Source organism: Kitasatospora sp. NPDC092039 (genome assembly GCF_044756065.1).
Lineage (GTDB): Bacteria > Actinomycetota > Actinomycetes > Streptomycetales > Streptomycetaceae > Kitasatospora.
In genome coordinates, this window is record NZ_JBIVSD010000007.1 from 393316 (window position 1) to 417180 (window position 23865).

A 23865-nucleotide genomic window follows, 5' to 3' on the forward strand; every position below is an offset into this window, starting at 1 on the left:
CCGCCCCTCCGGTGTGCGAGGGGCGGGCCGTCGTGCGCCGCGGTCAGCCGACCGGCTGGCGCGCCGATCCGGCGGCGGGTGCGGCGGGTGCGGCGGTCCCCGCCGGCGCGGCCGGGCCGCCCTCCATGCGGTCCAGCCGCAGCGCCGAGTGCAGCCTGCGCAGCGGTGCGGGCGCCCACCAGGTGGCCGCACCGAGCAGCGCCATCAGCGCGGGCACCAGCAGGGCCCGCACCACCGTGGCGTCCAGCAGGACGGAGAACGCGGCACCGAGGCCCAGCTCCTGGACGAACACCAGCCGGGACATCGCCAGCGCGCCCACCGCGACGCAGAACAGGGCGGCGGCGCTGGTGACGGTGGAGCCGATCTGCGACAGGCCGTCGGCCACCGCCTCCCGGTCACCGCGGCCCGCGGCCCGGGCCTCCTTGATCCGGCCCAGCAGGAAGACGTTGTAGTCGGTGGACAGGCCGAAGGCGAGCGCGAAGACCAGCACCGGTGTGGTGGTCTCCAGTCCGCTGTGGGCGGCGAAGCCGAGGTTGCCGTCCTGGAAGACCCAGACCAGGAACCCGAACGAGGCGCCGGTGGAGAGCAGGTTCATCACCAGGGCCAGCAGGGGCAGTAGCAGCGACCCGGAGAAGGCGAACAGCAGCAGCACCGTCACGCCGGCGAGCACGCCGAACGCCAACGGCAGCCGGTCGGCGATGCTGCCGCGCTGGGCGAGGAAGTCCGCCGTCGTCCCGGTGAAGCGGGCGGTGACGGGCGCCGCCACGTCCTGGACCCGCTCGCCGGCCTTCAGCGCCGGGCCGTCCAGCGGGTTGCCGGTGAGGACCGCGTCGATCTCCCAGTGCCCGGCGTCCAGCCGCCGCGGTTCGCCCACCGACTGGACCCCCGGCACCGCGGCGACCCGCTGGGCGTACTCGTCGAGTCCGGTGCCGTCGGAGGTGTCGAGGACGATCTGCAGCGGGCTGGTGGCGAGTTCGTCGAAGTCGCTGCCGAGCCGCGCGGCGACCTGGCCGGCGCTGATGTCCTTGGGCAGCGAGGTCGGGTCGACGCCGGTGAACCGCACGCCGGTGAGCGGGGAGGCGATCAGCAGCAGCACGGCGGCGGCCACCAGCGTGAAGACCGCGGGCCTGCGCATCACGGCCGAGGCCAGCCGGTGCCAGCGGCCGGCGGCGGCCCGCCCGGCCGTCGCGGACCGCTGCCAGCGGCGCGGCGCCAGCGCGTTGATCCGGTGGCCCAGCACGGCGAGCAGCGCGGGCAGCCCGAGCAGGGCGAACAGGGCGGCCGAGACGACGGTGATCACGCCGGCCAGGCCCATGGACCGCAGGTACGGGTGCGGGAACACCATGATCGCGAGCAGCGCGGCCGCCACGGTGAGCGCGCTGAACAGCACGGTGCGACCGGCGGTGGCGACCGTCCGCCGCAGCGCCTCGGCTCCGGGGCCGTGCTCGGCCAGCTCCTCCCGGTAGCGGGTGACGATCAGCAGCCCGAAGTCGATGGAAAGGCCCAGCCCGAGCGCGAAGGCCAGGCTCATCGCCCCGGTGGAGACGTCCGTCACGGTGGTGGCGATCCGCAGGCCGGCCATGGTCAGCAGGAGCGAGACGACGGCGCCCAGCAGCGGGAGGAGGGCGGCCACCAGGCCGCGGAAGACCAGGAACAGGGCGATCAGGATGACCGGCGTGGCCAGACCCTCGGCCTCGGCCAGGTCGGTGTCGGAGACCTGGGCCACCTGGACGTGTCCGGGCGTGGCGCCGCCGAGCCAGGTCCGGCCGTTCAGGGCCGGGTCGTCCCGGACGGCCTTCTGGAGCTCCTGCTCGGCGGCCTTGGTCTCGGCCTCGGCCATCGGGCGCACGGCGCCGACGACCACCGTGCTGCGGCCGTCGCGGGAGACCAGCGCCGGGTCGGCCGAGTAGTCGACGACCTGCTCGACCTCGGGCCGGTCCTTCAGCAGCCGGACGGCCGCGGCCACGGCGGCCGGCGGCGCGCCGGTGCCGGGCAGCTGCTCGTCGGTGCGGACCAGCAGCAGGTAGCCCTGCTGGGAGTCGATGCCGGTGGCGCGGGTGATCGTCTCCCGGGCGACGACGTTGCCGCCGCCCGGGTCGTCGTAGTCGGACAGCCCGTTGGTGAGCTTGTCCCCGACGGAGCCGCCGAAGACCGCGGCCAGCACGGTGATCAGCAGCGTCAGCAGCAGGGAGGCTCTCCGTCGCCCGTGCAGAGCGGAGCCCAGAGCGGTGAACATCGGTCGTTCCTTCCGTCGCGGGGCCGCGGTGCGGCCGGCGCGGGCGCAGAAGCGGACAGGTCCGTCCCACCTTCGGCGAAGGCCCTTGGCTCTCGCTGAAGCGGGGCGTGCCCGTCCGCTGACTGCCCGTCACCGTCCGTCCGGAGCGCTCCGCCCGGACGGGGTCAGACCGGCTCCTGCGCCAGCAGGGAGCGCAGCGCCTTGCCGTCCGTCTTGCCGTTGGCGGTGAGCGGCAGGGCGGGCAGCACCCGGCAGAGGTCCGGCACCTTGGCCGCCTCCAGCCGGTCGGCGAGCTTGCCCAGCACCTGCTCGGCGGTGAGCTCGCCGACCACGAACAGCACCATGTCCCGGTCCTGCTCCGGGGCGATCAGGGCCGCCTCGCGGACCCCGTCGATGTCCAGGACGGCCGCCTCGATCTCCACCGTGCTCATCCGCGAGCCGCGCCGCTTGAACAGGTCGTCGCGCCGGCCCTGGAAGTACAGGTGGCCGTCCTCGTCCAGCCAGCCGTAGTCACCGGTGTGCAGCGTGACCCGGCCGTCCTCCGGGTCCACCCGGAACCGCAGCGCGGTGGGCTCCGGGGCCTGCCAGTACCCGGCCATCACGTGCGGGCCGCGGACGGCGATCTCGCCGATCTCGTGCGGCGGCACCGGCCGGCCGTCGTCGTCCAGCGTCAGCACCTCGGTGCCGGGCAGCGCCCGGCCCACCGAGCCGGGCCGGGCCAGGTCGCCGTCGGGCTCCAGGACGGTGATCCGCTTGCACTCGGTGGTGCCGTACATCGGGGCGACCGCGGCGCCGGGGAAGGCCTCCCGCAGCGAGGCGATCAGCGGCGGGTTGAGCGCGGCACCGGTGTTGGTGAACAGCCGGACCTTCGTGGGCCGCGGGTCCCGGGAGGCCAGCCGCACCAGCAGCTCGCCCAGCGAGGGCACCAGCGGCACGACGGTGGCGCCGTGGTCGCGGGCGAAGCCCAGCAGCCGGGCGTGGCTCTCCGGGCCGGACAGCAGCAGTTCGGCCCCGGCCAGCGCCGAGAGCAGCACCTGGTAGAGGCCGTAGTCGAAGGAGAGCGGGACGGCGGTCAGCACGACGTCGTCCGCGCGGTAGTTCAGCCGCTGGGCGATCGCCCGGGCGGCGAAGACCACCTGGGCGTGCGGGCAGGCCACCGCCTTGGGCGCGGCGGTGCTGCCGGAGGTGTAGATCAGCAGCGCCAGCCGGTCGGCGGGCACCCGCGCCTCGGTGCGCCCGGCCGGGTCGGCGGGCCCGGAGAGGTCCAGCTCGGAGACCACGGCGACGGGCACCCCGGCCGGCCAGCGCAGCCCGTCGGCCTCCTCCCGCTCCGCCGCCTCCGCGACGATCAGCGCCGGCGCCGAGTCGGCCAGCACCGGCCCCAGGTGGAAGGCCCGCATCGCCGGGTTGACCGGGACCAGCACGGCGCCGCGCCGCCAGGCGCCGAAGAGCAGGGCGGTGAACTCACGGCTGCTGCCCACCCGGGCGAGCACCCGGTCGCCCGGCCGGATGCCGTGGCCGTCCAGGATGCGGGCGAAGGAGTCGGCGGCGGCGTCCAGCTCGGCGTACGTCCAGGCGCCGTAGCGGTCCCGTACGGCGGGTGCGTCCGGGCGGGCCGCGGCGGCCGCGCCGAGGAACTCCTCGGCCGCGTTGGCGATCCGGGCGGCGTGCTCCGAGCCTGCGGCAGTGGCGGCCCCGGCCACGGGTACGGAGTCGAGCGTGCGCGTGGTCAATGCTCCCCCTAGTCGGTGACGGTGACGGGTGGTCGGGCACGCGTCGTGCACGCGCCCCCCGGCCTCGTCCCGCATCGTCCGAGAGGGGGCTTTGGCACCGCTAAAAGGCCCCGGCCGGTCGGAGCGCACCGGCCGGCCCGGCTCAGCCCCGCCGGGCCCCGGCCGGCTCGGGGGCCTCGTCGGGGGCGGCGACGGGGGCCGACTCGTAGCGGCGCAGCACGGCGGAGAGCAGGTCCAGGAAGCCGGGCTCCTCCCGGGGGAAGAAGTGGCCGCCGGACACCACGACGGTCTCGCTCTCCCGGGTGGAGTAGCGCGCCCACTCCCGCACCTCGGGCACCGTGACCAGCCGGTCCGCGGCCCCGCCGAAGGCGTGCAGCGCCACCGGCAGCGGCGTGCGGGCGACGGTGTGGGCGGCGGCGCACAGCCGCAGGTCGTCGCGGACGATCGGCAGCAGGGCGGCGAGCCACTCCGGGTGGTCCAGCAGGATCCGGGGCAGGCCGCCGTAGGCGTCCAGGATCCGCACCAGGTCGGCGTCGGCGATGTCGGGCTCGTCTGGCAGCGGGGCCGGCAGGTGCGGCGCCCGGTGGCCGCCGAGCACCAGCGCCTCGGGCAGCCGCGCACCGCGGGCGTGGCGGCACTGGGCGAGCGCGAAGGCGATCAGGGCGCCCATGCTGTGCCCGTAGAGCACGTGCGGGTGGTCGAGCTCCGGCCCGAGCTCCGCGTCGAGTTCGGCGACCAGAGCGTGCAGGTCGGTGAACCTCGGCTCCGCCATCCGGCCCTCCCGGCCGGGCAGTTGGACGGGGAGCAGCTCCACGTCGGCGGTGACCTGGCGCTGCCAGCCCGCGTAGGTCGAGGCGCCGCCGCCCGCGTACGGGAAGCAGAACACCCGCAGTCGTCCCGGGGGCGGCGGGGTGCGGGTGAGGTAGCGCTTCATGGTGCTGGTCTCCTCTCGGCCGGCGGCGCCCACCGGCCGAGGCTCCGCACCGCTGCCCCGGTTTCCCCTCGCGCTCCGCCCGCCCGGCCCCGGCCGGGGGAGCCGGGCCGGGCGGGCGGAGCGGCGGGTACGACCGGTGGGGGCGTACCGGCCGACGGTGCGTCAGCCTCGGCGGCGGCGCTAAAGGTTGGGCTGTGCACCGTCCGCCCCGCGGGAGCCGTCAGAGCGGCCCGAGGGCGGCGGCCGAGCAGATCGTCCGCCAGGACGGGCAGGAACAGCTCCGGGGCGTCGTGCGGGAAGAAGTGCCCGCCGTCGAAGAACCGGAGGGTGGTGCCGGCGCTGGAGTGCGCCTCCCAGGCCGCCAGCTCCTCCTCGGTGGTGGAGGCGTCGGAGCGGCCGCCGTAGACGGTGATCGGGCAGTCCAGCGGCGGGCCGGGCCGGTGCAGATGGGTCTCGGCCACCGCGAAGTCGGCCCGCAGGGTGGGCAGCATGACGTTCAGCAGCGGGTTGCCCGCCCGCGCCTCGGCGCCGTGCCCGTTCAACGCGCCGATCCGCTCGAAGAGTTCGGGCGCGGGTGCGTCGTGCACCGGGGTCGCCCGGCGCGGCAGCTGCGGGGCGGGCAGGCCGGCCACCAGCAGCCGTTCCGGCTCGGGCAGCCCGAGCCTGCGCAGCGCCCGGCAGACCTCGAACGCGATGCCCGCGCCCATGCTGTGGCCGAACCAGGCGTGCGGCCCGTCGAGCAGCGGCGCGACGTCGCGCAGCAGCGGCGGCAGCAGGTCGCCGAGCCGGTCGTGGGGGCGTTCGCGGAAGCGGGACTCGCGCCCCGGCAGCCGGATCGGCACGACCTCGATCTCCGGTTCCAGGTGCTGCGCCCAGGAGCGGAAGGCGGCCGCGCCGCCGCCCGCGTGCGGCAGGCAGAAGAGCCGCAGCCGGGCCGGCGGCCGTCCCCGGCGGCGCACGGCCCACTCCCCGGTCCGGGGGGCGGCCTGGGGCCTGGTCAGCTCATCCATCGGGCCACCCTTTCGGCGAGTGCGAGACAGGTCAGGTTCGGCGGGGCGCTGGGCATCACCGGGAGCACCGAGGCGTCGACGACGTACAGCCCCTCGGCGCCGTGCACCCGGCAGCGCTGGTCCACGACCGCCTCCGGGTCGTCGGCAGGCCCCATCCGGGCGGTGCCGACGGCGTGCCAGCTCGGCGAGACGAACCTGGTGACGGCTCCGCGCAGCAGCCGGTCCTCCCGGACCATCCGGTCGGTCCACACCAGCACCCGTTCCAGCAGCGGGGCCATCGGCGCCGAGCGCAGCAGCTCCCAGGCCCGCCGGACGGCGGCCATCAGCAGGTCCACGTCGGCCGGGTCGGTGGCCAGGCCGAGCAGGATCTCCGGCGGGGTGCCGGCGTCCGCGTCCCGGATCGTCACCGAGCCCCGGGAGGCGGGCCGCAGCACCATGGCGGACAGCCCGACGGCGAGTTCGGCGCGGAGCATGCCGGCGATCAGCGGGTTCGCCGCGACCGGCACCGCGTCCAGCAGGAACAGCCCGAGGTCCGCCGCGCCGCCCGCCGGGCCGGCGGCGCAGCGCGCGGTGACCTGGTGCCAGCTGTCCCCGGCCCGGCAGACCCCGGCGCGGGGTTCGGACCAGAGCACGACCGCGGGGTGGTCGATCAGGTTCCGTCCCACGCCGGGCAGGTCCAGCGCGGGGGTGATGCCCAGGGCGGCCAGCAGCCGCGGGTCGCCGACGCCCGAACGCTGCAGCACCGCCGGAGTGTTGACGGCCCCGGCGGCCAGCGTCACCCGGCCGGCCGCGACCCGCTGGAGCCGCCCGTCGCGCCGCACCTCGACGCCGGTGGCCCGGTTCCGCCCGTCCAGCAGCACCCGGGTCGCCTCGGTGCCCGTCCACAGGGTCAGGCCGGGCCGCTCCCGGGCGGGGCCGAGGTGGCTCTCGGCGGTCGAGATCCGGCGGTCGCCGACGGCGTTGGCGGGGGTGACGCCGGCGCCGAGCGCGGCACCGGAGTTGAGGTCCGCCAGGACCGGCACCCCGAGCCGGGCGCAGCCGTCCAGGAAGGCCCGGGCCGTGGTGGCCAGCTCCTCCCGGCCGGTCCGGCGGACCGGCACCGGCCCGTGGGTGCCGTGCTCCGGACCGCCGGCGTCCTGGTCGCTCTCCAGGGCGACCAGGTGCGGCAGCAGCCGCTCCCAGGTCCACTCCGGGTTGCCGGCGGCCGCCCAGGCGTCGAGGTCCGCGGGCAGCGGGCGCAGCGCGAGCGCGCCGTTGACGGCGGAGGAGCCGCCGACCACCTTGCCGACCCCGTACGGGAACTCCCGCCGGGCGCCCTCGGCCGCCCTGGCGGTGTAGTCCCAGTTGCGGCCGGTCAGGACGGGCACCCCGGCCCGCTCGGCGGCGGGGCCGGCGCCGTCCGGGAGCTGCCCGGCCTCGATCAGCAGCACCCGGCGCCCGGGCTGTTCGGACAGGCGGGCGGCGAGCACCGCGCCCGCCGAACCCGCGCCGACGACCACGTCGTCCCAGTACGGGACCCCGGTCTCCGTGCTCACCTGGTCACGCCCCCCGCCGGTCCTTGACCAGGGCGGCCAGTCCGGCCACCGTGGGGTTCTCGAACAGCAGCTGGAGGCCTTCCTCGGTGTCGCCCTCCCAGTGGAACGCCTCGCGCACCTTGGTGAGGATGTGCACGGCGTGCAGGGAGTCGCCGCCGAGTTCGAAGAAGTTGTCCTCGACCCCGAAGCCGTCGAACTCCATGACCTCGGCCCAGATGTCGAGCACGGCCGCCTCGACCTCGTCGCGGGGGGCGACCGGCTCCTGTTCGTCCAGCTCGCTCCACGGCGCCGGCAGCGCGGAGGCGTCGACCTTGCCGTTGGCGCTCAGCGGGATCGCGTCGATCAGCAGGCAGTGCTTGGGGACCATGTAGTCGGGCAGCCGCTCGGACAGCTCGGCCAGCAGCTCGCCGGGCTCCGGGCGCGCCGGACCGTCGGCCGGGGCGGCCCCGGGCTCTGCGGCGGCGGGCACGGCGTAGGCGACGAGCTGGCGGCGGCCGGTGGCGGGGTTGGTGTCGACCCGGGCGATCGCCCGGCCGACGCCGGGCAGCCGCTCCAGGGTGGCGGCGATCTCGCCGAGTTCCACCCGGTAGCCGTTGAGCTTCACCTGGAAGTCCCGGCGGCCGAGGAACTCGATGTCCCCGCCGGGCAGGTAGCGGCCCAGGTCCCCGGTGCGGTAGAGCAGTTCGCCGGTCTCCGGGTGGCGCACGAAGCGCTCCGCGGTGCGCTGCGGGTCCGCCCAGTAGCCCTTGGCGACGCCGGTGCCGCCGATCCAGATCTCGCCGGTCGCCCAGAGCGGTCGGGCCCTGAACCGGTCGTCCAGGACGTGCAGGGTCTGGTTCGCCAGCGGCTTGCCGTACGGGATCCTGGCCCACTCGGCCGGGACCTCGCCGACCGGGTAGTGCACCGACCAGATGGAGGCCTCGGTCGCCCCGCCGAGGCTGACCACCTCGGCGCGCGGGTGCCGGGCGCGGACGGCGTCGGGCAGGGCCACCGGGATCCAGTCGCCGCTGAGCAGCACCAGCCGCAGGTCGCGGGCCCGTTCCCCGGACAGCCGGGCCGAGGAGTCGGCCCACAGCTGCATCAGGGCGGGCACCGAGTTCCACACCGTGACGCCGTGGCGCTCGGCCAGCTCGGCCCAGTGCAGCGGGTCGTGCGAGCGGTCGGGGCTCGGCACGACGACGGTGCCGCCGGCCGCGAGCGTGCCGAAGACGTCGTAGACGGAGAGGTCGAAGGTCAGCGCCGAGAGGGCGAGCACCCGGTCGTCGGGGCCGACCGAGAAGCGGCGGTTGATGTCCCGGATGGTGTTGACCGCGCCCTGGTGGTCGATCACCACGCCCTTGGGGACGCCGGTGGAGCCGGAGGTGAAGATCACGTACGCGAGGTCCCCGGGGGCCGGCGCGGTCGGTGGCTCGGTGGCCGGCTGCGCCAGCGTCTCCGCGTCGTCCAGGGTCACCAGGACCGTCCCGGCGGGCCACTCCAGTTCGTCCCGGTGACGGGCCGAGGTGACCACGACGCGGGCCCGGCCGGACTCCAGCAGCTGTCGGCGGCGCGCCGCGGGCCACTGCGGGTCGACCGGCAGGTAGCCGGCGCCGGAGGCGGCCACGCCGAGGACGGCCGGGACCTGCTCCGGGCTCTTGTCCAGCACCACGCCGACCAGTTCGCCGGAGGCGGCGCCGAGCGCGGCGAGCCGGTGGCCGAGCCGGTACGCCGAGGCCAGCACGTCGCCGTAGGCGAGGGCACCGGCCTCGGAGACCACGGCCGTGGCGTCCGGGGTGCGCCGCGCCTGGTCGGCGACGATGCTCAGCAGCGTGCCGCCGGGCAGGTCGAGCGCGGTGGCGTTGACGCGCTCGCGCTCCTCCAGCTGCGGGCGCGGGGCCTCGACCGTGGGGGCGAGGTCGTCCCAGAGCCCGGGGTCGTCGCTCAGCCGCCCGATCAGGGTCCGGAAGGTGGCGAACATGTCGTCGAGCAGGCCCTCGGGGAACAGCTCCTCGACGGCGTCCCAGTTGAAGACCAGCTCGCCGTTCTCCTCCAGCACCTGGTGGTCGAGCCAGACCTGCGGGGTCTGGCTGAGCCCGTACTCGTAGGAGCCGAAGAACGCCATGCCGTTCATCGTGTCGGCGTCACCGGAGAAGCCCAGGGCGCTGGTGAAGACGATCGGCATCCCGGCGCCGAGGCCGCTGCCGAGCCGACGGGCCCGCTCGCGCAGCACCCGCACGCCGCTGTACGACAGGTGCTCCAGGTCCCGCATCAGCTGCTGCTGGAAGCCGGCGGTGCGCCGGGCGAAGCTCTCGTCCTGGCCGCCGCTGATCTGGAGCAGGGTCAGCGAGGTGAAGTCACCGATGATCGAGCCGATCTGCGGGTGCGCCTCGGCGGGGCGGTTGAACAGGGTCAGGTTGAGGGTGAAGTCGCTCTGCGGCGTCCACAGCCGCAGCACGTCGGCGAAGGCGGCCAGCAGCACCGAGGAGGGGGTCAGCCCGCGCTCCCGGGCGGTCTTCTTGACCAGCTCCCACTGCTCGCGCGGCAGCGACGCCCGGCGGCGGGTGAAGACGGTCCGCTCGGCGGACCCGGGCTGGACGGCCAGCGGCAGGTCCGGGGCCGGGGGCAGCTCGTCGAGGCGGTCCAGCCAGTACTTCTCGGCGGCCCGGTAGCGGGCGCCGCCGCGCTTCTCCTCCTCGGCGAGGACGAAGTCCCGGTAGCCGATAGCGAACGGCTCCGGCGCCCACTGCTCGTCCTCGTAGTGGCGCTGCCAGTCGCGGAAGAACAGGTCGAAGCTGTAGGCGTCCATGATCAGCAGGTCGAGGCTGACGTGCAGGCGCAGCCCCGCGCGGTGCCGGGTGGCGCGGATGTCGAACAGCGGCCAGGTGTCGGGGGCGAGGACCTGGTGGTCCAGTTCGGCCCGCAGCGCGCCGAGGTGCTCCTCGAAGGCCTCCTCGGTGGCGTCCGTCCGGTCGTAGTGGCGGATCGTGTAGTCGGGGACCTCGGGCAGCACCCGCTGGCGGCCGTCCGGGCCGATCACCGCGCGCAGCATGTCGTGCCGGGCGATCACCTTGCGCAGGCTGCGCTCCAGGCGGTCCACCTCGAGGCCCTCGCGGTCGAGCTCGAAGTAGAAGTGGGTGGCCACGCCGCCCAGTTCGAGCGCCCGGTTGTGGCCGATCCAGTAGGCGTGCTGGATGTCGGTCAGCGGGAACGGCTCGTGCCGCTGGTCGGGCCGTGCGGTGAGCGGCGCCGGGCCGGCGCCCTGGCCGGCCGCGCGCAGCAGCTCGATGAGCTCGCCGCGCCGGGCCTTGATGTCGTCGCGGATCCGGGCGGTGACCGCGCCGGGCGGCGCGATCACTTCGAGGCTGTCGCCGGAGAGCCTCAGCTTGATGCCCAGGTGCTGGAGCTCCGAGATCAGGTCGTGGTCCATCGCGGGAAGTCCCCCTGGGGTCAGTGCTGAGCCGGACACGTGGTCATGAGTGCGGCGACGGCCGCGACGTGGGTGGCGGTGAGCAGGGTGTGGTGGGTGCCGTCGGTCGTGTCGGCGGTGGTCCGGCCGGTGGTGAGGGCGGCCCAGCCCCAGTCCGCGGAGTCCGCGTGGGGGTGGTCGGCGAACTCGCTCACCCGGCCGTGCGCCGCCCGGATCACCGTGGTGTCGGCGGCGATCGCGGCCGCGCGGTAGCGGTGGCAGGCGGTGATGATCCCCCGGAACACCGGCCAGCTCAGTGCCAGGTCGGTGGCGTCCGGGACGTCGAGGCCCTGTTCGCGGGCCAGCGCCACGGTGCGGGCGAGCCGCTCCGCCTCCGGGGCCGCGGCGAGTTCGGCGGCGGCTCCCGGGCGGACGGCCGCCGGGTCGAAGCCGACGTCCAGGTCCTCCAGGAACCAGAGCAGTACGGCCGCCTCGTCCGGCAGCCGGTCCTCGGGCGCCGCGGTCCGCTCCGGAGCCGGGGTCCGCTCCGGGGCCGGGGTCCGCTCCGGGGCCGGGGAGTCGATCACCACGAACCGCTCGACGGTCTCGCCGCGCTGTTCCAGCAGCCGGACCAGCTCGAAGGCGATCACCGCTCCGGAGGACCAGCCGGCCACCCGGTACGGGCCGTGCGGACGGGCCGCCAGCAGGGCCCGCAGGTAGCAGTCGGCGAGGTCCTCCACCGTGTCCAGCGGCTCCCGGCCGACGCCCGGGCCGGGCGCCTGGAAGGCGTGGCCGGGGCCGTCGAGGAGTTCCGCCAGGCCCCGGTAGCACAGCACGTTCCCGCCGGCCGGGTGGACCAGCAGCCAGGGCGTTCCGTCGCCGGCGGCGTCCAGCGCGACCAGCGGGGACCACTCCTCCTGCCCGGCCTCCAGGAGGACGGCGAGTTCGGCCACCGTACGGTGCTCCAGCAGCGCCCCGAGCGGGGCTCGCAGGCCGAGCCGCTGGCCGACCAGGCCGATGACGCGCAGCGCCGCGAAGGACTGTCCGCCGAGTTCGAAGAAGTCGTCGTGGACGCCGACCGAGTCGATGCCGAGGACGGACTCCCAGATCTCCACGAGGACCTTCTCGGTCTCCGTGCGGGGGGCGGTGGGGGTGCGGGGCCGGCCGTCGGAGGCCGGGCCCATCGCCTCCAGGGCGCGGCGGTCGAGCTTGCCGTTGGCGGTGAGCGGCAGCTCGTCGAGCACGACGACGAAGCTCGGCACCAGGTGGCCGGGCAGCCGTTCGGCCAGGTATCCGCGCAGCTCCTCGGGCTCCGGGCGCGGGACGTCCCGCTCGGCGACGGCGTAGCCGGCGAGCTGGCGTCCGGAGCCGGCGGTGCGGGCGACGACGACGGCGTTGCGGACGGCCGGGTGGCGGGCCAGGGCGTGCTCGATCTCGCCGGGTTCGACGCGGAAGCCCTGGATCTTGACCTGGAAGTCGGCGCGGCCGAGGAACTCGATGTCGCCGTCGGGGCGGTAGCGGCCGAGGTCGCCGGTGCGGTACAGGCGTTCGCCGGTGGCCGGGTCGGTGACGAAGGAGGCGGCGGTGCGCGCGGGGTCGTTGAGGTAGCCGAGCGCGACGCCGGTGCCGCCGATGTACAGATCGCCGGTGACCCAGTCGGGGGCGTCCCGGCCGGCCGGGTCGAGCACCCGCCAGGTCTGGTTGCCCAGCGGGCGGCCGTAGGGGATGCTCGCCCAGTCCGGGTCGACCCGGTCGATCGGGTGGTGGATGGACCAGATCGACGCCTCGGTCGCGCCGCCGAGGCTGACCACGCGCGCGCCGGGCGCGATCCGCCCGATCAGGGCCGGGAGCTGGACCGGGATCCAGTCGCCGCTGAGCAGGACCACGCGCAGCGCGGGGAAGGTCAGGCCGGCCTGCTCGGCGGCTTCGGCGAACAGCTGCATGATCGCCGGGACGGAGTTCCAGACCGTGACGCCGTGCTCGGCCACCAGGCCGGTCCACTGCGTGGGGTCGGCGGAGCCGGGCGGCGGCAGCAGCAGGGTCGCGCCGGCCTCGGCGGTGCCGAAGACGTCGTAGACGGACAGGTCGAAGCAGAGCGAGGAGACGCCGAAGACCACGTCGTCCGCACCGATGCCGAACCGGCGGTTGATGTCGACCACGGTGTTCAGCGGCCCGCGGTGGTCCAGCACCGCGCCCTTGGGCTTGCCGCTCGACCCGGAGGTGTAGATGACGTACGCGGTGTCGCCCGGGTCGCCACGGCGCTCCGGCGCGGTGCCCGCCGCGGTGCCCGGCCCGCCCGCCGTCAGCACCGGGCAGGCGGCGACGGCGGCGACGGACTCCCGCTCCCCCTCCGAGGTGACCACGGCCGTCACCGGGGTGTCCGCGAGCAGTTCGCCCACCCGCTCCCGGGGCCAGCCGGGGTCGATCGGCACATAGGCGGCGCCGGCCGCGAGCACGCCGTACACGGCGGCGATCTGCTCCGCGCCCTTCGGCAGGACGACGCCGACCTTGTCCCCGGCGCGCACCCCGGCCCCGGCCAGCCGGGCGGCCAGCTCCCCGGCCCGGGCGTGCAGCTGCCCGTAGTCCACGGTGCCGTCGGCGGTGACCACGGCCGCGGCGTCCGGGCGCCGCGCGGCCTGCCGGGCCAGCGCCCGGTCGAGCAGGCCGGCCGGGACGGCGCGGGCGGTGTCGTTGACCTCGGCCCGGCGCTCGCGCTGGGCGGCGGGCAGCAGGTCGAAGGAGCGGCGCTCCCAGGCCCGCGGGTCGTCGGCGAGCAGCAGGACCAGGTCACGGTAGGCGGCGTGCATGGCGTCGATCAGCCCGGCCGGGAACATCGCCTCGATGAGGTCCCAGACCACCCACAGGCCGCCGTCGCTCTGCTCCCAGAACTGGTTGTCGAGCAGCACCTGCGGGGTCTCCAGGTGGCTGAAGACCGGCTGGTCCAGGTGGCCCATGAACAGGCCGCTGCCGACCACGAAGGGGCAGGCCGCGCGGCCCGGGGTGCGCCGTACCTGATTGAGGGTCTGGAGCACCTTCACCCCGCTCCAGTAGGTGTGCTCCATGTCGGTCATGACCCGGGTCTGCAGCCGCCGGGCCCGGTCGTGGAAGGGCTCGTCGTGCCGCCAGTCCACCTCCAGCGGGTACAGCGAGGCGAAGTTGCCGACCACCTCGGTGATCTGGGGGTGGATGGGCAGCCGGTGGGTCATCATGTTGTTGAGCAGGAAGTGCCGCGAGCCGCTCCAGTACGCCACGGTCTCGGCGTAGACCGCGTACACCGCGTTGGTCGGGGTGACGCCGTGGTCCGTCGCGCGCTGCTTGAAGCGGGCCCACTGCTCGGCGGTCAGGGTGAACTCGCGGCGGGTCAGCCGGGCCCGGGTGCGGGTGTCCGCACCGCTCACCAGCGGCAGGTTCGGCGCCTCGGGCCAGTCGGCCATCCGGTCGCACCAGTACGCCCGGGAGGCCTCGCCGCGCTCCGACTCCTCCAGCGCGGCCAGCGCCAGCACGCAGTCGCGGTAGCCCAGTTCGAGGTCCGCGACGGGCTCGGACGGGTCGTGGTAGGCGCGCAGCACGCTGTCCAGGAAGCGGCCGGTGCCGGGGCCGTCGCTGAAGAAGTTGTTGTTGTTGTAGTGCAGCCGGGCCCGGCCGTCGCCGTAGCGGGTGATCCGCACGTCCATCCAGGGCCAGGTGTCCAGCGGGAGTTCGGCCGCCTGCATCTCGTCCCGGGTCCGCTCGACGGCGGCCATCGCCTCGGCCTCGTCGGCGTGCCGCAGGTCGGCCACCCGCACCCGCACCGGCGCAGGGTCGCGGACGGTCTCCAGCTGGAGGTCGTCGCGCACCACCACCAGGCTGCCGCGCTGGCGGTGCAGCATCCGGTTGAGCGCGGCCTCGAAGCGCTCCGGGTCGAGCTCCGCGAAGTCGAACTCCATGTACTGGTGCGGCCGTACGTGGTACTCGAACTGCGCGGTGCTGCCGACCAGGAACGACATCTGCAGGTCGGACGGCGGGAACGGCTCGTACCGCCGGTCGGCGTCGGGCACCGCCCGCGGGAGCGCGCCGGCCTGCCGGGCGGTGTCGCCCTGCTTCAGGAGAGCGATCAACTCGGCCTTGTGTTCGGCGAGTTCGCGTCGGATGTGGTCGGGGAGCGAGCCGGCGGCGGCGCGCACCTCGATGCGGTCGCCGTCGACCAGCCGCAGCCGGACGCCGTGCTGGGCGAGCCGGCCGAGCAGCTCGGCCGGGTCGCCGTGCCGTCCGTGTGCTGTCATTCCGGGAACTCCTGTTCGGGCGGTCGGGGGCACGGCACCGGTCGGACCGGACCCCACGGGGAAGCTGGGCGAAGTCGGGAAGGGGCGCGGCGGCACCCGGTGGTGCGGGGGCGGGGCCGGCGGGACGGCCGCCGGTCCGTGGGCCGGCGGGCGTCCCGGGGCGGCCGCCGGCGCGGCCCGCGGGTGGGTCAGAAGGTGAGGACCTCGACGTCCCCGGCCTCGTCGTCCTCGCCCTCGTCGGCGGCGACCAGGCTCCGCAGCGTGATCTGCCGCAGGATCAGGTCGACCACGTCGGCGACGGTGTTGCCGCCGAACACGAACGAGGGCGGGACGTCCGCGGAGAAGTCCGCCAGCAGCCGGTTGCGCAGTCGGACCGCGGTCAGCGAGTCCAGGCCCAGCTCGTTCAGCCGGCGGTTCCCGAAGGTCGGGCGCAGCTCCTCCCGCTGGCCCGCGGTGAGGCCCAGCAGCTCGCCGGCGGCGGCCAGCAGGTCCTCGGTGAGCGCCTCCCGGCCGGCCCGCGGGTCCCGCAGGGCGAGTTCGACCACCTGGTCGGCGGTGCGGCCCGCGGCCGGCTCCGCCGGGGCCTCCGGCAGCCGCTCGTCCGGGGCCGGCGCCGCGGCCCGCTCCGGAGCCAGACCGCCCAGCAGGGTGTACGGCGTCCGCCGGTCGTCTGCCGCCGTGTACCGGGCCCAGTCGACCGCGGCCAGGCCCACCACCGGCAGGCCGCCGCCCAGCACGCTGCCGAGGGCCGTCAGGGCCTCCTCGGTGCCGAGCCCGGTGATGCCGGTGCGGGCGAGCCGGGCGAGCAGCTCCGGCCGGGCGGCCAGGCCGGCCTCGGCCCACGGGCCCCAGTTGACGCTGAGGGCCGGCTGCCCGTCGTGGCGCCGCTGTTCGGCGAGGCCGTCCAGGAAGGCGTTGGCGGCGGCGTAGTTGGCCTGGCCGGCCGAGCCGGTCAGCGAGGCGAGCGAGGAGTAGAACACCAGGAAGTCGAGTCCGGCGTCGGCGGTCAGGGCGTGGAGGTGCTGGGCGCCCTGGACCTTCGGCCGCAGGACGGCGGCGAAGCGGCCGCGGTCGAGGTCGACCAGCGGGGCGTCGTCGGTGGTCCCGGCGGCGTGGACGACACCGCGCAGCGGGGGCAGCTCCCGGCCGATCCGCTCGACCAGCGCCGTCGCCGCCGACAGGTCGGCCACGTCGGCCGGCCAGAGCTCGACCCGCACCCCGGCGGCCCGCAACTCCTCGACCTCACGCGGCGGTCCGGCCGGCAGCGAGCGGCCGGTCAGCACCAGGCAGCGGGCGCCCAGGCCGGCGAGCCGGCCCGCGGTGGCGAGGCCCAGCGCGCCGAGTCCGCCGGTGACCAGGTAGCTGGCGTCGGCCCGGACGGGCGCCGCCGGCGTGCCGCCGAGCCCGGTCTCCCGCAGCCGGGCGGCGAACCAGCGGCCGTCGCGCACCGCCAGGTGGCCGCGCCCCGGCAGGCCGGCGACGCGCGCGAGCAGCCCGGCCAGCGTCGGCGGGGTCCGGCGCGGCTCGAAGTCCACCTGGACGCACTTGAGGTCGGGGTACTCGGCGATGACCGCCTTGGCCAGACCGGTGAGCGGCGCCTGGGCGGCGTCCGGCCGGGTCGGCGCCTGCGGCACCCGCACCGCGCCGGTCGAGCAGACCACGATTTCGGGCCGGTCCGCGCCGAACTCCCGGAGGAACCCTCGCAGGGCCGCGAAGGCCGTACCGGCGAGCGCGGCGGCGTCCTCCCCGCCGGCCTGGAGGACCAGTCCGGCGACGCCGTCCACCCGGCCGCGGGCCTCGGCGAACAGCCGGGCCAGCGCCTCGTCCGAGGCGTCCGGGGCGACCAGCAGGCCCAGCGCCGGGACGGCCGCCTCAGCGCACCAGCCGTCCACCAGCGAGGCGTCCGTGCCGCAGACCAGCCAGCTGCCCGGTCGGTCGGCGGTGCCCGCCTCCGGCGCGGGCACCCAGTCGGTGCGGTAGCCGCGCACCGCGGACCCGGCCGCCGCTCCGGCCGCCGCGGCGATCCGCTCCGGCGCGACCGGCCGCAGCCGCAGCGCCTCGACGGTGGCCAGCCGGCCGCCGTCCTCGGACACCAGGTCCAGGTCGAAGGAGCGTTCCCCGTCGGCCGCGGTCCCGGCGTCGCGGGCCACGCACCACACCCGTGCGGGCAGCGGGCGGTGGACGGTGATCCGGTCGACGCCCACCGGCAGCAGCAGGTCCCCGCCGTCGCCGCTGCCGTCGCCGAGGAAGGCGGCGGCCACGTGGAAGCAGGCGTCGAGGACCACCGGGTGCGCCCGGTAGGCCGCCCGGTCCTCGGCCGGGAGGTCGGCCTCGACCAGGCCGACGGCCTCCTTCTCGCCCGCCCACAGCGCGCGCAGGGCACGGAAGGCCGGGCCGTACTCGAGCTCGCGGGCGCGCAGCGTCCCGTAGAGGGCGTCGACGTCCCGTTCGGCCAGGCCGACCCGCAGCAGGTCGAGGTCGGCCCGGGCGTCCGGGTCCGGACCGGCGGGCCGGGCGGCCTCCACCGTGACGTGCCCCGTCCACGCGCCCGCCCCGGGCACCCGGCCGAAGCCGCGGACCCGGTACCCGTCCGGGACGGTCTCGACGACCGCCTGCGCGGTGACCGGCGCGTCCTCGGGCAGGGCCAGGAAGGCGGTGAAGGAGACCCCCTCGAACGTCCAGGGGCCGTCACCGGCGACCGCGCGGACGGCCGCGTCGGCCCACTCCGCCATCGCGGCGGCGGGCAGCACCGCCCGCCCGGCCACCCGGTGCTCGTCCAGGTACCAGGGCCGTCCGGCGGTCAGCGTGCGGGAGAACCAGTGGCTCCCGGCGCCGGCCAGCTCGACCGGCGCGCCGAGCAGCGGGTGCCGCCCGTCGCCGCCGTCGGTGAACCAGTACCGGGTCGGGGCGAGCGGGTGGCCCGGCAGCGCGACCGGCAGCGGCGGCCGGCCGTACTCGCCGTCCCGGTCCCGACGGACCCCGGCCCAGTCGACCCGCCCGCCCCGGACGTACCACTCGGCCAGCCCGCGCTGGAACCGGCGGTCGTCGGTGTCGTCCCGGTGGAGGGTCGGCAGGCCGACCGCGTCGGTGAGCACGGCCTCGACGAGCGGGCCGAGCACCGGGTGCGGTCCGCACTCGACGACGGTGGCGCAGCCGAGCGCGGCCAGCGTCTCCAGGCAGTCGCCGAAGCGCACCGGTTCCAGCGCGTGCCGGGCGAAGTAGGCGGCCGAGAACTCCCGCTGGACGGCGCCGGTCAGGTTGGCCACCACGGGGATCGCGGGGGGACGGAAGTCGACCGTCGCGGCGACCCGCTCGAACTCCGCGACCGCCCCCGCCATCAGCGGGGAGTGGAAGGCCCGGGTGCCGTGCAGCCGGGTGACCTTCGCGCCGCGCCGCTCCCAGCGGGCCGCCAGCTCGGCCGCCGACTGCTCCGTACCCGAGATCACCACGTCCTCCGGCCCGTTCACGGCGGCGACCACCACCGAACGGTCCGCGGGCAGGTCCGCGCGTACCTCGGCGATCAGCTCGCGGCCCGCGTGGACCGCGTACATCGCCCCGGCGCCCGCCAGGTCCTGCATCAGGGCGGCCCGGGCGACGACCAGCCGGACGGCGTCGGGCAGGCTCAGCACGCCGGCGACGCAGGCCGCCGCGTACTCGCCGAGGCTGTGCCCGGCCACCGCGTCGGGCCGCACCCCGCAGGCGCGCCACAGCTCGGCGAGCGCGTAGTCCACGGCGAACAGGGCCGGCTGGGCGAAGCGGGTCTGTTCGAGGTCCAGCCTCGGGCCCGGGGCGTCGCACAGCGTCGGCAGCAGCGAGGCGCCGAGCTCCGCGCGAACCAGCGCGTCGACCTCGTCGAGCGCGGTGCGGAAGGCCGCGTGCCGGAAGTACAGCGCCTTGGCCATCCCGGGGTACTGCGCGCCCTGGCCGGTGAACACGAAGGCCACCGGCCCGGACCCGCCGCCGTGCGCGACGCCCTGCACCACTGCGGGGGCCGGCCCGCCGTCCAGGTACGCCGCCAGGGCCTCAGCGGCCTCCTGGTTCGACCGGGCCAGCACGGCGATCCGGTGGTCGTGATGGGACCGCCGGGCGCCGGCCGTGTGGACCAGTGCGCTCCACACCGGGGCCGTACCGCCCTCCTGCGCCACCGCCTCCGCGTAGTCGGCGGCGAGCCGGCGCAGGGCGGGCCCGGTCTTCGCCGAGACCGGCAGGAACGACCACTCGCCGCTCTCCGCGGCCTCCACCCGGGGCCGGCGGGCCGGCGCGCCGGAGAGGATCACATGGGCGTTGGTGCCGCCGAAGCCGAAGGAGCTGACCGCCGCCGCCCGCCCGGGGCCCGCGGGCCACTCGGTCGTCGAACGCGGGATCCGCAGCCTCGAACCGTCCAGCCCGATCAGCGGGTTGACGGTGTCGACGTGCAGGGAGGCCGGGATCCGGCGGTGCTCCAGGCAGAGCACCGCCTTGATCAGGCCGGCCATGCCCGCCGCGGCCTCCAGGTGGCCGATGTTGCTCTTCACCGAGCCGACGTGCAGCTCGGCGCCGGCCGACTCCCCGTAGACGGCGCGCAGCGCGCCCATCTCGATCGGGTCGCCGAGCCGGGTGCCGGTGCCGTGGGCCTCGACGTAGCCGACCTGCTCGGCGCCCAGCCCGGCGGAGGCGAGGGCCGCGCGCAGCACGGCCTCCTGGGACGGGCCGTTCGGCGCGGTCAGGGTGCTGCTGCGGCCGTCGGAAGTGACGGCCGAGCCCTGGACCAGGGCGCGGATCCGGTCGTCGGCGGCGATCGCGTCGGACTGGCGCCGGAGCACCACGACGCCGCAGCCCTCGCCGCGCACGTAGCCGTCCGCGGCGGCGTCGAAGGTCTTGCAGCGGCCGTCCGGGGCGAGCATGCCCGCCTCGGTGAAGACCGTGGTCAGCCCCGGGTCCAGCAGCAGGTTGACGCCGGCCACCACGGCGAGGTCGCACTCGCCGAGCCGCAGGCTGGTGCAGGCCTGGTGGAGGGCCACCAGGGAGGACGAGCAGGCCGTGTCCACCGCCTGGCTGGGGCCGCGCAGGTCCCACAGGTAGGAGATCCGGTTGGCCGCGATGCTCGACGCGTTGCCGGTGCCGTCGTGGGCGGTGACCGCGCCGCCGGCCCGGTCCTGGAGGCGGCCGTAGTCGTTGGTGCTGATCCCGACGAAGACGCCGGTCCGCCCGCCGGCCAGCGTCTCCGGGGCCGTGCCGGCGTCCTCCAGGGCGCGCCACACCGTGGTCAGCAGCAGGCGCTGCTGCGGGTCCATCCGGCGGGCCTCGTCGCGGGAGACGCCGAAGAAGGCGGCGTCGAACTCCTCGACGCCGTCGACGAACCCGCCCCAGGCCGGCTCGCCGTGCTCCAGCCGGTAGCCGAGCAGCCTGCGGCGCGGCGGCACCTCGGTCACCGCGTCGCGGCCGTCGACCAGCAGCCGCCAGAACGCCTCGACGTCCTCGGCGCCGGGCAGCCGGCAGGCCATGCCCACGACGGCGATCGGCTCGCGGCTGTCGGCCGCCTCGGCCGGCTCGGCCTGGGGGAGCTGCGCGGCCCGGTCCGGCCGGGCGTCGTCCCCGCCCGCGAGCGCGGTGGCCAGCGCCGCGATGGTGGGGTGGTTGTAGAGGTCCTTGGTGTCGACCGGGGCGCCGAGCCAGGCCCGCAGGTCGCCGGCGAGCCCGGCGAGCCCGGCGGAGTCGAGTCCGAAGGAGCCGAAGGGGGCGTCCTGCGGGACCTCCCGGGGGGTGACCCGGCGGAGCCCGGCGATCCGCTCGGTCAGCCACTCGGCCACGGCCTTCCGGGACCGCTCCGGCCCGGCGCCCGCCGGGGTTTCGCGGACGGCGGCCGCGGAGGAGACGTGGACCGGCTTGAGCCCGTCCTCCAGGAAGAGCCGCCGGCACTCCTGCCGGCGGACCTTTCCGCTGGACGTCAGCGGGAGCTGGGCCGGGCGGATCAGGACCACGGTCTGCGGGTCGAGCCCGTGCTCCTCGACGACGGCGAGCCGGATGCTGCGGACGACCTCCTCGCGGTCGGCGCCGCGGAAGCCGTCCCGGGTCAGCTCACTGACCACGACCAGCTGCTCGACGCCCTCGGCGTCCTCCACCGGGAAGGCGACGCCCTTGTCCCGTTCGACGGCCGGGTGGGAGTCGGCGACGGTCAGCTCGATGTCGTGCGGGTAGTGGTTGACGCCGCGGACCACGATCAGGTCCTTGCGCCGTCCGGTGATGTACGTGTGCGGGCCGACCCGCCCGCCGAGGTCGCCGGTGCGCAGGTACGGACCGCTGCCGTCGGCCAGGCGGGCCCCGAAGGCGGCCTCGGTCGCCTCGGCGTTCCGCCAGTAGCCGGGGCTCACCGTGTCGCCGCTCAGCCAGAGTTCGCCGCACTCCCCGTCCGGGACGGGGGTGCGGGTCTCCGGGTCGACGACCAGCAGCCCGGTGCCCGGCAGCACGTCGCCGTTGCTCGGGAGCAGGCGGCTTCCCGGCGCGCCGTCCGGCACGCTCCGCAGCCGGCCGCGGCCCAGCTCCTCGACGTCGAAGGAGGCGAGGGCCAGCGGCTCGTTCCGCCGACGCATCGTCACGGCGAGGGTGGACTCGGCCATTCCGTAGGCCGGGGTGAAGATGTCGGCACGACATCGGACCGGCGCGAATTCGGCGGCGAAGCGCTCGATCGACTGCGGGCGGATCGGTTCGGCACCGATCATCAGCGTGCGCAGGGCGGAGAGGTCCAGGCCCGCGCGGTCCTCCGGGCGGATGCGCTCGCAGCACAGGTCCAGCGCGAAGTTGGGGCCGAAGGTCAGCGCGGCACGGTAGCGGGTGGCCGCGGCGAGCCAGCGCAGCGGCTCCTGGACGAAGTCGATCGGGGCCATCAGCACGTTGGTCACCCCGGCCCGCAGCGGGAACAGCAGGCCGGCCACCAGGCCGAAGTCGTGGAAGAGCGGCAGCCAGGACAGCGACACCTCGTCCGGCTCCAGCTCCAGGCCGTCGGCGAGCATGTCGAGCTGCTGGACGATGTTCCGGTGGGTGACCATGACGCCGCGCGGGCGCCCGGTCGAACCGGAGGTGTACTGGAGGTAGCCGACGTCGTCCGGGCGGAACTCGGGCTCGCGCCAGTCGTCCGGATCCGCCGAGGTCAACTCACCCGTCGTCATGACCGCGCAGTCACCCGGCAGTTCACGGCCCATCGCCTCGACGCGGTCGGTTCCCACCACGGCGAGCCGGGGGGTGCAGTCGTCGACGATGCCTTCGACCCGGGCGCCCTTGCGGCTCCTGGTCGGCGGGAAGGCGGGCACCGCGATGGCCTGTGCGTAGAGGCAGCCCAGGAAGGCGACGGCGTAGTCGACGCCCTGCGGCAGCAGGATGAGTACGCGCTCGCCGGCCATGCCGCGGGCCTGGAGCCCCGCGGCGAACGCCCGCGCACGGCGGTCGTACTCGGCGAACGACAGGCGCTCGAGCTCGCTCTCGCCCTCGGCCAGCATGATGATCGCCGGCTTCTCCGGAAGCTCGGCAGCTCGTGCACGAACATCATTGACAATGGACGCGGAGAAATCCGGACGAGACGTTGTTGCCACGCTATATCCCGCTTTCAGAGCAGCCTGAAGTGAAACACGTGAAGCCGTGAAGAAAAGCACTGGAAACCTGCCGAAACGGCAGTGAAAACTACCCGGGCAGACAAAAGGAAGGGGAGGCGACAACGCGCCGTCAACCCTCCGACCCGAGGCGGCCTCAGCAGATGCCGGGCATATCCGTTCGCATGGACAACACCACCCTCGACCACTCCCCCGTTTCGCACCCCGGCCGGCCCGGGCTGCCGCGTGATCCGCCGCCCCACCCTGCCAGAGTCAATTGAATTGATGATCACCGTAATGAGCGACTAGGGGTGCGTCAAGCATCGCCGGAGTTCCTCACAAGCAGAATGCAGGACCGCCTCCTCCCCGCCACCTGCGAGGAATCGCACGAAACCGCGACCGGTGCACAGAAGCCGGACATTGCCGCCATACCGCCCGCCGCCACCCTGGAGGAGCGACCCCTTCCGCTTGGCCCCGCCCGACCGGCGGCCCGCGGCCACACCGCCCGTACGCTGCGCGAACCCCACTCCGCCGCACCGGATCAGACGGACCATCAAGATCAGGGAACCGGCGGGGACGGCTGGCGCTCCCTACCGAAGCGATCTATGCTCTGTTGCGGCCACATGACCGAATGGGCTGCTCAACACGGGGAGGTGGGCACGGGGAGCCCGGTCGGATCGGATCGGCACCTCGGGCCCCTGGGTAGGGGTTCAGCGGAAAGTCCGCATACGCATTTCAATCCGAGCTCGCGGTGCGGGCTCCGTCGCTCGGCGGCATTCCAGAGCCGCGTCGACCACCCCTGACCCGGGTGGGGGGACAGTACCGAAAACTGTTGACGTGAGCATTGCATGGAAACGCGTGGTCGACGAGTCGTCAGAACTTCGCTGGAGACGGTCCGTTCGGATTCCTTCCACCGGCCACGGGGGCTGCTGGATTCGGGAATCCCCGGACACCCTCGGGCATCCCGCCGGTCGGCGGACCGAATCCCCACCGGGCGGGCGAGGAACAGCTTTCGACAATGGGGGACGATTGCATGACCGGGACTGACCACGAGGCGGCCGCCGTCCGGGCCGGGCGCGAGCTGGAGGAGGCGAGCGCGCAGGAGGTCCTGAGCTGGGCCGCCGAGACCTTCGGCAAGCGGTTCTGCGTGACGTCGTCGATGGAGGACGCGGTGGTCGCGCACCTGGCGTCGTCGGTGTTCCCGGGGG

Annotated in this window: 8 protein-coding genes and 1 pseudogene; 1 reads left to right on the forward strand and 8 read right to left on the reverse strand. The window is 75.5% G+C overall.

Annotated features, from left to right (window positions below; genetic code table 11):
- Window positions 1–43 precede the first annotated feature (43 nt).
- The 8 genes from ACIQI7_RS17365 to ACIQI7_RS17400 form a co-directional block, all read right to left on the reverse strand.
- Window positions 44–2236, reverse strand: a complete 2193-nt coding sequence (locus ACIQI7_RS17365) for an MMPL family transporter (protein WP_401110460.1) — start codon at window positions 2234–2236, stop codon at window positions 44–46.
- A gap of 164 nt (window positions 2237–2400) precedes the next feature.
- Window positions 2401–3939: a class I adenylate-forming enzyme family protein gene (locus ACIQI7_RS17370; RefSeq protein ID WP_401110511.1), complete on the reverse strand. Its 1539-nt coding sequence runs from the start codon at window positions 3937–3939 to the stop codon at window positions 2401–2403.
- A 172-nt stretch (window positions 3940–4111) separates the two neighbouring features.
- Window positions 4112–4903, reverse strand: coding sequence for a thioesterase II family protein (locus ACIQI7_RS17375; protein WP_401110462.1), 792 nt, complete (start codon window positions 4901–4903; stop codon window positions 4112–4114).
- Entirely contained in the window at window positions 4900–5913 is a 1014-nt protein-coding gene (locus ACIQI7_RS17380) for a thioesterase II family protein (RefSeq protein ID WP_401110464.1), read from the reverse strand. Before ACIQI7_RS17380 ends, ACIQI7_RS17375 begins: the two co-directional genes overlap by 4 nt.
- Window positions 5901–7448 carry a GMC family oxidoreductase gene (locus ACIQI7_RS17385; RefSeq protein WP_401110467.1) on the reverse strand — a complete coding sequence of 516 codons (1548 nt, stop codon included), beginning with the start codon at window positions 7446–7448 and terminating at the stop codon, window positions 5901–5903. Before ACIQI7_RS17385 ends, ACIQI7_RS17380 begins: the two co-directional genes overlap by 13 nt.
- A gap of 4 nt (window positions 7449–7452) precedes the next feature.
- Complete coding sequence (locus tag ACIQI7_RS17390; RefSeq protein ID WP_401110470.1) at window positions 7453–10854, reverse strand: amino acid adenylation domain-containing protein; 3402 nt, start codon at window positions 10852–10854, stop codon at window positions 7453–7455.
- Between the two features lie 20 nt (window positions 10855–10874).
- Window positions 10875–15095, reverse strand: a complete 4221-nt coding sequence (locus ACIQI7_RS17395) for an amino acid adenylation domain-containing protein (protein WP_401110473.1) — start codon at window positions 15093–15095, stop codon at window positions 10875–10877.
- Between the two features lie 188 nt (window positions 15096–15283).
- Complete coding sequence (locus ACIQI7_RS17400; protein WP_401110475.1) at window positions 15284–22720, reverse strand: type I polyketide synthase; 7437 nt, start codon at window positions 22718–22720, stop codon at window positions 15284–15286.
- A gap of 970 nt (window positions 22721–23690) precedes the next feature.
- Between ACIQI7_RS17400 and ACIQI7_RS17405 the strand changes: the two are divergent.
- Window positions 23691–23865: pseudogene (locus ACIQI7_RS17405) on the forward strand (phosphoadenylyl-sulfate reductase); the annotation flags it as partial.